A 10104-nucleotide genomic window follows, 5' to 3' on the forward strand; every position below is an offset into this window, starting at 1 on the left:
CCGAAGGCCCTTCCCCCGCCGCCGCCCCGCGGCGCGGCTTCGGGCGCCCGACCGCCGCCCGTGCCTGGCGCGCCCGGGTCTCGGCCGTCCTCACCGCCGCCACCGTCCTGGCCGCGCTGCTGGTGCCGGTGTTCTTCCCCCTGGACCAGCAGGCCGTCGACCTCGCGGCCAAACTCCGGCCTCCCTCCTGGGAGCACCCCTTCGGCACCGACGAACTGGGCCGCGACCTGCTGTTGCGCTGCCTCCACGGACTGCGCGTCTCGCTGCTGGTCGGCGTGGTCGCGGCCCTGGTGGCCACGGTCGTCGGCATCGCGGTGGGCGGCCTGGCCGGGGCGCTGGGCGGGCGCACCGACCGGCTGGTGATGCGGGTCGTGGACGTCTTCGCCTCCGTGCCCCACCTGCTCCTGGGCATCTTCGTGGTGGCGATGTTCCGGCCCGGAATCTGGCCGGTCATCGCCTCCGTCGGTCTCACCCACTGGCTGTCCACCGCCCGCATCGTCCGCGCCGAGACCCACTCCCTGCGCAACCGCCCGTACGTGGACGCCGCGATATCCGGCGGCGCCTCGCGGTGGCGGGTGGCCGTACGCCATCTGCTGCCCGGCGTCCTGCCGCAGGCCGGGCTGGCGGCCGTGCTGATGGTGCCGCACGCCATCTGGCACGAGTCCGCGCTGTCCTTCCTGGGCCTGGGCATCCCCGCCCACCAGGCCAGCCTCGGCACCATGGCCGAGGCCGCGCGCGGCTCGCTGCTCGCCGGAGCCTGGTGGCCCACCCTCTGGCCGGGCCTGTTCATCGTCGTACCCACCCTCGCCATCGCCGGACTCGCCGGCGCCTGGCGCGAGCGGATCAACCCGCGCGTCCGATCGGAGCTGACGCTGTGACGGCCCGACTGTCCGTACAGGAGCTGTCCGTACGCTTCCCGCTGCGCGGCGGGCGCACCGTCGCCGCCGTGACGGGGGTCTCCTTCGACCTGGCTCCCGGCGAGTGCCTGGCCCTGGTGGGGGAGAGCGGCTGCGGCAAGTCGGTACTGGCCTCCGCGCTGCTGGGGCTGCTGCCCGGCAACGCCCGGGTGGGCGGTGCGGCCCTGCTGGACGGCCTGGACCTGCTCACCGCGGGGGAGAGGGAGCTGGCCCGGCGTGTGAGGGGCCGCCGTATCGCCCTGGTGCCGCAGAGCCCCGCCTCGCACCTCACCCCCGTGCGCACCGTCCGCTCCCAGCTGGAGGAGACGGTGCGGGAGCTGACCGGCACACACGGGCCGAAGCTGCGCGGGGCCGCCGAGGCGGCGGCCGAACGCGCGGCGTTCCCCGCCGACCACCTCGACCGGTACCCGCACCAGCTCTCCGGCGGCCTCGCCCAGCGCGCCGCCACCGCCCTCGCCCTCGTCGGCGAGGCCCCGCTGCTGATCGCCGACGAACCGACCACCGGCCTGGACCGCGACCTGGTGGACCGCACCGCGGACGAACTGCGCCACCACGTGGACGCCGGCCGCGGCCTGCTCGTCATCACCCACGACCTGGCCGCCGCCGAGCGCATCGCGGACCGGGTCGCGGTGATGTACGCCGGGCGCATCGTCGAACTCGCCGAAGCCGCGGACTTCTTCGGCACACCCGGCCCCCGGCACCCGTACGCCCGCGGGCTGCTGGAGGCGCTGCCCGAGAGGTCCTTCACCCCCATCCCCGGCATGCCGCCCGAGCTGGACGACCTGCCCGGCGGCTGCGCCTTCGCCCCGCGCTGCGACCGCGCCACCGGCGCCTGCGCCGCCGTGCCCGCCCTGGCCGGATCCCGCGCCGGAGCGGTGGCCTGCCACCACGCGTACTCCCACGCCCCGGAGACCGCCGATGCCTGAGCCGACGTCCAAAGCGATGCCCGAACCGATACCCGGACCGATACCCGGACCCACGCATGAGCCGGTGCCCGGATTCGCGCTGGAACTGCGCGGTATCACCGCCGGGTACGACCGCCGCGCCCCCGTACTGCACGGGGCGTCCCTGACCGTGGGCGACGGCGAGGCCGTCGGGCTGCTCGGCCCCAGCGGATGCGGCAAGTCCACCCTCGCCCGCGTCGCCGCCCTGCTCCACCGGCCGCGGGCGGGCACCGTGCGGCTGGCCGGACGGACGGTGTACGGCTTCCGCCACCGCGCCCCCCGCGGGCTGCGCACGACCGTCGGCGTCGTCTTCCAGCAGCCCCGCCTCGCCGCCGACCCCCGCCTCACCCTCGCCGACCTGATCGCCGAACCCCTGCGCGCCACCGGCCGCCGGGCCGAGATCCCCGGCCGGCTGCCCGCGCTGGCCGCCTCCGTCGGCCTCGGCGGCGACCTGCTCGCCCGCCGCCCGCACGAGGTCAGTGACGGCCAGCTCCAGCGCGCCTGTCTGGCCCGCGCGCTCGTCCTGCGCCCCCGGCTGCTGATCTGCGACGAGATGACCGCCATGCTCGACGCCTCCACCACCGCCGCCCTCGTCGCCGCCGTGGAGGAGTACCGCCGCGAACACGGCACGGCGCTGCTCGCGGTCGGCCACGACCGGGTGCTGCTGGAGCGCTGGTGCGACAGGACGGTCGAGTTCGGGGCCCTCCTGCCGCGGTGACGCACCGCGGGCGGGTCACCCCCGGGCCGTCACCCCAGGACCAGGTTGGCCGCCAGGGCGAGCATCACGACGCCGATCACCAGGTCCACCACCCGCCAGGTACGGGGGCTGTCGAGCACGCCCGACAGCCCCCTGGCGCCGTAGCCGAGAGCGGAGAACCACACCACGCTGCCCGTCACCGCCCCGGCGGCGAAGACCCACCGGGCGTCGGGGCCCTGCTGGTTGGCGAGGCTGCCCAGCAGCACCACGGTGTCGAGGTAGACATGGGGGTTGAGGAAGGTCAGGGCCAGGGTGGTGGTGATCACCGACCTCCGCGACCGGGCGGCGTCGGCTTTCAGCGAGGCGGGTCTCACCGCGGAGACGAAGGAGCGCACCGCCCACCACGCCAGGTAGGCGGCTCCCGCCCACCGCAGCACCTCCAGGGCGCCGGGGAAGCGGGACACCAGCGCCCCGATCCCCGCGGTGCCGCCGAGGATCAGCACGACGTCGCCGGCCGTGCACAGCGCCACCACCGCCCCGACGTGCTCCCGGCGGATGCCCTGCCGCAACACGAAGGCGTTCTGCGCGCCGATGGCGATGATCAGAGCCAGGCCGGCCGCGAGCCCGGCACTCCAGGTACCCCACATGGCCCTGACGCTAGCCAGCCTCATGGATACAGACAAATGAAAAGAATGACGGATGCGTTAGATTTGCTTCATGAACTTCGAGCATCTGCGCGCCTTGGCCGCGATCATCGACGAGGGGACCTTCGAGGCCGCCGCGGACCTGCTCGGGATCAGCCCCTCGGCCGTCAGCCAGCGCATCAAGGCCCTGGAGAACTCCGTGGGCCAGACGGTGGTGCGCCGGGGCGTGCCGTGCGCCCCCACCGAGGCCGGAGCGGTGCTGCTGCGCATGGCACGCCAGGTGCAGGTGCTGGAGGCGGAGACCCGGCGCGCGCTGGGCAACGGGGTCTCCTCCCGGGCGGTGACACCGGTGGCCGTCAACGCCGACTCCCTGATCACCTGGTTCGTGCCAGTTCTCCACGAGGCCGCCGGCTGGACGGACACCACGCTGGACCTGCACGTGGAGGACCAGGACCACAGCAGCCGGCTCCTGCGCCAGGGGGACGTCATCGCAGCCGTCACCGCCGACCCCGCACCGGTCAACGGGTGCCGCGTCGAGCGGCTGGGCTTCATGCGCTACGTGCCCGTGGCCGCCCCCGCGCTGCACCGGCGGTTCACCACAGCGGCCGGCGTCGACTGGGCGGGCATGCCCATGCTGGAGTTCAACGCCAAGGACGACCTGCAGCGCCAGGTGCTCCGCTCCCGGAGCGTCGACCGGCTCCCGCCCACGCACACCATCCCCTCGTCCGAGGGGTTCCTCGCGGCCCTGAGGGCGGGCCTGGGGTGGGGCATGATCCCGGAGCTCCAGCTGAGCACGGAACTCGCCGACGGGACGCTGATCCTGCTCGAGGAGCAGGCCCACCGCGACGTCGCCCTCCACTGGCAGACCTGGTCGCTGGAGTCCGAGCGGCTGAACCGCATCACCGCGGCCGTCCGCGCGGCCAGCCGGCGGCGGTTGCGCACCGCCCGGCAGGACGACCGGACCACCGCGCCGGGAAGGCCGTGACCGCCGGCGCGCCCGGCGCCGCACCCGGCCGGGCCCCGTCCCGGCCCCGGGCTCAGGACGCGGCCGCGACCACGGTGATCGTCGTGGCCACGGCGACCGCGGCCCGCACATCGCGGATCGCCCGGCGGACGCTGTCGCCCACCCGGTTGCCCTCGGCGATCCCGGCCATACGCGGCTCGACCTGCTTGCGGGGCAGGCCGGGGAACGCCTGCCGGTACAGCTCCGCCGCGTGCAGCAGGGCGACCAGGGCGGCGGTACGGTCGTCGGGGTCCGCGCCGCCGACGACCACGGAGGCCAGTCGCTCGCGCACCTCCCGCTCCACCGAGCCGTCCGCCTCCGGATAGCGCCGCACGGGGAAGAGGCCGAGGACGCGAACCCGCTCCTCGGCGACCAGGCCGCGCCCGCACAGGCTCTCCACCGCCGCCCGGACGGACTTGGCCTGATCCTTGGCCAGCCAGTCGGAGGCCTTCCTCCGCTTCCCGCCACCGGTCCAGTCGGCGATCCGCTCCAGGCGCCCGTCGAGCAGGGGGACACCGGTCGGGGTGCGGTCGGCGACCTCCAGCCGTCCGCCGTCGACGGTCACCCGCCCGGCCATGACCAGATCCAGCAGGATGCCGCCCGCCACGCCCCAGCCCGTGGAGGCCCCGTCCTTCGTCGCACCGGAGGCGTCGTCCAGCGACAGCAGCATGATCTCCTCGCCCAGCGTGACACCCACCGGCGGCCCCCTGCTCTCCGTATCGACTCTCCGCACAGCTCCTTTCGGTGAAGGACGCGCCCACGCGCATGCGCGGTTGCCCCCTGCGGCGCGGGAATCCCCCACCGCCGCACTTGTTGGGACGTACATGGTCAACGAAGCGCTGCGCACCGTCCGCCTGTCGGTCCTGGACCGCTCCCTGACCCGGAAGGGGGAGGGCGCGGACGAGGCCCTGCGAGCCACCGTGCGCTTCGCCCGGGAGACCGAGGCGCTGGGCTACCACCGCTTCTGGGTGGCCGAGCACCACGGGGTCCCCGGCGTGGCCGGGTCCGCGCCGACCGTGCTCGCCGCCGCCGTAGCCTCGGCCACCGGCCGTATCCGGGTCGGGACGGGCGGGGTGATGCTGCCCAACCACCGGCCGCTGGTGGTCGCCGAGCAGTTCGGGGTGCTGGAGTCGCTGTTCCCAGGACGGATCGACGCCGGCCTGGGCCGCTCGGTCGGCTTCACCGGCGCGGTGCGGCGGGCGCTGGGGGCGCAGAAGGAGGCCGCCGACCGGTTCGGCGACGACCTGGACGAACTGCTGGACTGGTTCACCGGCGACGGAGCGCGGGGGGTGCGGGCCGTGCCCTCCCAGGGGCTCAGGGTGCCGGTGTTCGTGCTGGCCACGGGTTCGGGGGCACAGGCGGCAGCCGAACGCGGGCTGCCGCTGGTGATCGCCCCGGTGCGCGGCGAGGAGCGGATGCTGCGCGCGATCGCCGGCTACCGCGCGGCCTTCCGGCCCTCCGCCTCGGCCCCGGAGCAGTACCGCAGGCCGTACGTGGTCGTCTCGGTGAGCGCGGCGGCGGGCGCCACCGCCGCCGAGGCGGAGGCGCTGCACGCCCCGGAGGCATGGGCGACGGTCGTCTCCCGCACCCGGGGCGTCTTCCCGCCGCTGGAGCCGGCGGGCGAAGTGCTGGAGCGGGAGATGACCGACCGCGAGCGCACCCTGTTCGCCGAGGCCCGCCGCTCGCGGATCGGCGGGACCGGGCAGGAGACGGCCGAAGCGCTCGCCGGGCTGGCCCGGCGCAGCGGCGCCGACGAACTGCTGATCACCCTGGGCACCCACGACCACGGGCGGCGACTGGACTCCTACCGCCGGCTGGCCCGGTCGGCGGGCCTGAGCCCCGCCGGCCGGTGACTGGGGCCCGGCGCCGGCCGTGCCCGGGAACGCCGTACCCGGAACGCCGTGCGCCGGCAGCCGGGCCGTGCGGACGGGACGGAGCCCCGGCCGCACGGCCCGGCGCCGCTCACTCCGGCGCGCCGGCGCTACGGCCGCACGATGCCGCGCGCCACCCCCAGATCCACCAGGTCCTGCGGACGCAGCCGCAGTTCGCCGGCCGTCTCGCGGACGTGCTCCGGGCCGCGCTTGAGGATGGCCGCGGCCGACTCCGGGGCGATGACGGAGAAGTAGCAGTCCGGGGTGACCCAGGTGTTCTCCGGCGCCGCCAGCGCCAGCGCCCCGCCCGAGCCGCCCTCGCCGACCACCAGGGTCGTCACCGGAACCCGGGCCTCGGCCACCGCCGCGAAGAGGTCCGCGATGGCCGCGCCCGCGCCGGAGCGCTCGGCCGCCTCGTCGTTGGCCGCGCCCGGGGTGTCCACCAGGGTGAGCACCGGGATGCCCAGCCGGTCGGCCAGCCGGATCAGCCGGGTGGCGGTGCGGAAGCCCGCCGGCAGGGTCGGCGTGCCGCACTGGGCGGCGTAGGCGACGGTGCGGCCGTTCCTGCGCCCGAAACCACAGCGCATCCCCGGGTCGGTGCCGCCGCAGCGGTCGCCCGACATCTCCTCACGGACCTCGAAGTAGGCGTCCAGATAGGCGTCCGCGCGCGGCCGGCGGGCGGAGCGGGCCCGTTCCACCGCCTCCCAGCCCGTCTCCGGCAGGCCCTGCGCGCCCGCACCGCCCAGCGCGCGCGGCGGCTCGGCGGGACCGCCCGCGGCGGCGGGGGAGCCGTCGGGGGAGGAGAGCAGGGACAGCCAGCGGCCCAGGACCTCGGGCAGCTCCCGCGGTGCCACGACCCGGTCGACCTGCCCGGCCGCCAGTTTCTCCTCGGCGCCGTACGCGGCCGGGTCGGCGTCCGGCGGGCGCACCCGGGAGCCGGCGAAGGCGACCTGGGCGCCCGGCAGGGCCAGCACCACGTCGGAGCCGGCGCCCAGCGTCGCCCAGCCGCCGCCGGTCGTCGGATCCCGTACGACGGCGATCTGGGGCAGGCCCGCCGCCCGGGTCAGCGCCGACTGCCGTGCCACGCGCTGGAGTTGGACCAGGGCCCGCATGCCCTCCTGCATACGGCTGCCGCCGGTCGCCGTCAGCGAGACCACCGGCAGCCGCGCCCGGCGGGCGTGCCGGTGGGCGGCCTCGATGCGGTCGCCGGTGCGCTGCCCGAGGGAGCCGCCGAGGAAGGCGAACTCGAAGGCGATCAGGACCGCCGGAACGCCGCCGACCGTGCCGGTGCCGCACACCACCGACTCGTGCTCGCCGGTGCGCTCGTGCGCGCGGGCCAGCGCCCGGCCGTAGCCCTCCCAGTCGATCGGCCCGTCCCCGTAAGTGCCGGCGGCGGCGCCTCCGCCTCCGCCCCCGCCGGTGCCGGGCAGCTCGGTGAAGCCGTCGGCCACCGCGTCGATCACCGCCCGGGCCGGCAGCCGCCCGCCCGGCGCCTTCGGTCCCTCCCCGGCCGGCCGCTCAGCCACGGCCCAGCTCCCGCTTCATGACCTTGCCCATGTCGTTGCGGGGCAGGGCGTCGGTGAACCGCACGACCCGGGGCCGCTTGTGCGGCGTGAGCCGCCGCGCCACATGGTCGATCAGCTCCCGCTCGGTGGGACGCTGCCCACCGGACGGCACCACCCATGCCGCGATCCGCTCGCCCAGATCCGGGTCGGGCTCGCCGACGACCGCCGCCTCGGCGACGCCGGGATGGCCCAGCAGGCAGTTCTCGATCTCCCCGGCGCCGATCCGGTAACCGCCGCTCTTGATCAGGTCCGTCGCCCTGCGGCCCACGATCCGGTAGAAGCCGTCGGCGTCCCGGGTGGCCATGTCGCCGGTGCGGAACCAGCCGCCCGCGAAGGCCTGCGCGGTGGCGTCCGGCCGGTGCAGGTACTCGGTGAACAGGTTGGGCCCGCGCACCTGGATCTCGCCCACGGTCTCGCCGTCGCCACCCTCGATGCGCCGCCCCTCGTCGTCCACCAGCCGTACGTCCACACTGGGCAGGGGCACGCCCACGGTGCCGGCGCGGCGTTCGCCGTCCGCCCGCACGCTGGTGATCATCAGAGTCTCGGTCATCCCGTAGCGCTCGACGACGCGCTGTCCGGTCGCGGCCGTGATCCGCTCGTGGTCGTGCAGGGGCAGCGCGGCCGAGCCGGACACCAGCAGCCGGGCCCCGCGCAGGGCCTCGGCCAGCCGGGCGCCCCCCTCCCCGCCCCCCTCTTCTCCGGCCTCGCCGCCGGCCTCCAGGGCCTCGGCCAGCCGGTGGTACATCGTCGGCACCCCGAACACCATGGTGCCGCCCTCCTCCAGCGCCGCCGCGACGGCCTCGGGCGAGAAACGGCCCAGATGGCGCAGCGTGCCGCCGCGCCGCAGCGGGCCCAGTACGCCCAGGACCAGCCCGTGCACGTGGAACAGCGGCAGCGCGTGCACCAGCACGTCGTCGCCCGTCCACCGCCAGACGTCGGCCAGGTCGTCCAGCGTGCTCGCGATCGCGCGGCGCGGCACCACCACGCCCTTGGGCGGCCCGGTGGTGCCGGAGGTGTAGACGATCAGCGCCGGGCCGTTCTCGTCGGGCGCGGCCGTGGTGCCGTCGGGGCTGGGATCGGCAGCGGGCTCCAGAACGACGTCGGTGCGCGGCAGCGCGTCCAGCGCCGGGGGCAGCTCGTCGCCGGGAGCGGCCAGCACCCGGGTGGGCGTGCTGTCGGTGAGTATGTGGGCCAGCTCCTCCTCGCCGATGCGCGGGTTGACGGGCACGGCGGGAACCCCGGCCAGCAGCGCGGCCAGGACGCCGACGCAGGTGTGCGGCGAGGGAGTCGCCCACACCGCCACCCGGCCGGCCTCGGCGATCTCCAGGGCGAGCGCGTGCGCGGCCCCGGCCAGCCGGCCGTAGTCGATCACCCGGTCGCCGAAGTGCAGCGCGGGCTTGTCCGGCGCCTGGTACAGGCTGGGGAAGAGTGCGGGCACCCGGGGCTCCTCGTCTGGTTCACGGCCGTGCGGTCGGTCTCCAGGGTGCCTACCCAACCGGACGGGCGCAGCCCGGGGCGCCCGGTGTGATCTCAGTCGCCCGCGGCGCCGGGGAAGAGCGTGGTGAACGCCTCGGCCGGATCCGCGAACCCGCGGGTGAACGGCGAGTCGAAGTACCAGACCAGGAAGAGCAGGAACGCGATCAGCGCGGTGAACAGGCCGGCCAGCACCAGCTCCCGGCCCGAGCGCTGGATCTGCAGCGCGAACACCATGCCCACCGCGATCACGGCGCCCGACACCAGGCCGAGCCACACCACACCGGGCAGCGTCGGCTCGGCGCCCTGCGACCGGGCGGTACGGGCCTCGTCCGCCAGGGCCACCTGGTCCACCAGGGCCTGGTACGTCTGCGCCTCGCGTACGGTGACCGGCTCGTGGCCGATGACGGTCCGCCGCAGGTCCGCCAGGAGCGCCGTGCCGCGTTCGGTCGTCCCGCCGTGCTCGGCCATGTGCGGCCATTCCACCGCGACCGTGTGGCGGACGTACGCGTCGACGCCGTCGCGGACGCGGTCGCGGACCGCGGCGGGGTAGGCCTGGGCGCGCTCACGCACCTCGTACAGCGCCTGGGCCTCCTGGCGCGTCCACTCCTCCGCGGCGGAGCGTCCCTCCCAGACGCCCGCGATGGCCAGACCGAGGACGATCGCGTACACCACGCCGATCATCATCGTCATGTACTCGATGACGTCGGGCGTCTCGGACGGGTCGTCGTCCTCGCCCGCCCGGCGCCGCCGCAGCAGGATGACGGTCACAACGACGGCACAGGAGACGGCGACGGCGAGGAACAGGAAGAGCCAGTCGGTCACGGGGGGCTCCTTCGGGCCTTCGGTATCGAGGTCAGCGGGATCGGGAACCGGAGCGCGGGCGCAGCACGGCGGCGGCCAGCACGGCCGGGGTGAGGACCAGCAGGGCGCGTCCGGTCAGAGGCAGCCCCGAGTCGGGCCGGTGGCGCCTGGCCCCGGGGTGGGGGG

At 75.8% G+C, this 10104-nt stretch carries 10 protein-coding genes; 5 read left to right on the plus strand and 5 right to left on the minus strand.

Annotated features, from left to right (window positions below; genetic code table 11):
• The 3 genes from L7D48_RS20225 to L7D48_RS20235 all read left to right on the plus strand — a co-directional run.
• Positions 1 to 878: ABC transporter permease (locus L7D48_RS20225; protein ID WP_237881060.1), on the plus strand; the 878-nt coding region annotated here is incomplete at its 5' end.
• Positions 875 to 1843 carry an ABC transporter ATP-binding protein gene (locus L7D48_RS20230; RefSeq protein ID WP_237881062.1) on the plus strand — a complete coding sequence of 323 codons (969 nt, stop codon included), beginning with the start codon at positions 875 to 877 and terminating at the stop codon, positions 1841 to 1843. The genes L7D48_RS20225 and L7D48_RS20230, both read left to right, overlap by 4 nt.
• A gap of 16 nt (positions 1844 to 1859) precedes the next feature.
• Positions 1860 to 2579, plus strand: a complete 720-nt coding sequence (locus tag L7D48_RS20235) for an ABC transporter ATP-binding protein (protein WP_237881076.1) — start codon at positions 1860 to 1862, stop codon at positions 2577 to 2579.
• A 29-nt stretch (positions 2580 to 2608) separates the two neighbouring features.
• Here L7D48_RS20235 and L7D48_RS20240 read toward each other — a convergent pair whose 3' ends face one another.
• Positions 2609 to 3229, minus strand: a complete 621-nt coding sequence (locus tag L7D48_RS20240; RefSeq protein WP_237881064.1) for a LysE/ArgO family amino acid transporter — start codon at positions 3227 to 3229, stop codon at positions 2609 to 2611.
• A gap of 46 nt (positions 3230 to 3275) precedes the next feature.
• On the opposite strand from L7D48_RS20240, the gene L7D48_RS20245 reads away from it, so the two are divergent.
• The gene (locus L7D48_RS20245; RefSeq protein WP_237881066.1) at positions 3276 to 4187 is read left to right on the plus strand and encodes a LysR family transcriptional regulator ArgP; all 912 of its coding nucleotides are present in this window, start codon (positions 3276 to 3278) and stop codon (positions 4185 to 4187) included.
• A gap of 52 nt (positions 4188 to 4239) precedes the next feature.
• On the opposite strand, the gene L7D48_RS20250 is transcribed toward L7D48_RS20245, so the two are convergent.
• Positions 4240 to 4902, minus strand: coding sequence for a GPP34 family phosphoprotein (locus tag L7D48_RS20250; protein WP_237881078.1), 663 nt, complete (start codon positions 4900 to 4902; stop codon positions 4240 to 4242).
• A gap of 127 nt (positions 4903 to 5029) precedes the next feature.
• Between L7D48_RS20250 and L7D48_RS20255 the strand changes: the two genes are divergently transcribed.
• Positions 5030 to 6058, plus strand: coding sequence for an MsnO8 family LLM class oxidoreductase (locus tag L7D48_RS20255; protein WP_237881068.1), 1029 nt, complete (start codon positions 5030 to 5032; stop codon positions 6056 to 6058).
• Between the two features lie 128 nt (positions 6059 to 6186).
• Here the strand turns inward: L7D48_RS20255 and L7D48_RS20260 are convergent, their stop codons facing one another.
• The 3 genes from L7D48_RS20260 to L7D48_RS20270 all read right to left on the minus strand — a co-directional run bounded on the left by L7D48_RS20260 (position 6187) and on the right by L7D48_RS20270 (position 9939).
• Positions 6187 to 7602 carry a carboxyl transferase domain-containing protein gene (locus tag L7D48_RS20260; protein WP_237881070.1) on the minus strand — a complete coding sequence of 472 codons (1416 nt, stop codon included), beginning with the start codon at positions 7600 to 7602 and terminating at the stop codon, positions 6187 to 6189.
• Entirely contained in the window at positions 7595 to 9079 is a 1485-nt protein-coding gene (locus L7D48_RS20265) for an acyl-CoA synthetase (protein ID WP_237881072.1), read from the minus strand. The genes L7D48_RS20260 and L7D48_RS20265 overlap by 8 nt, the downstream gene beginning before the upstream one ends.
• 92 nt (positions 9080 to 9171) lie before the next feature.
• Positions 9172 to 9939: a DUF4239 domain-containing protein gene (locus tag L7D48_RS20270; protein ID WP_237881074.1), complete on the minus strand. Its 768-nt coding sequence runs from the start codon at positions 9937 to 9939 to the stop codon at positions 9172 to 9174.
• Positions 9940 to 10104 lie beyond the last annotated feature (165 nt).

The organism is Streptomyces sp. ICN903 (assembly GCF_022015835.1).
GTDB classification, from domain to species: Bacteria; Actinomycetota; Actinomycetes; order Streptomycetales; family Streptomycetaceae; genus Streptomyces; species Streptomyces fenghuangensis.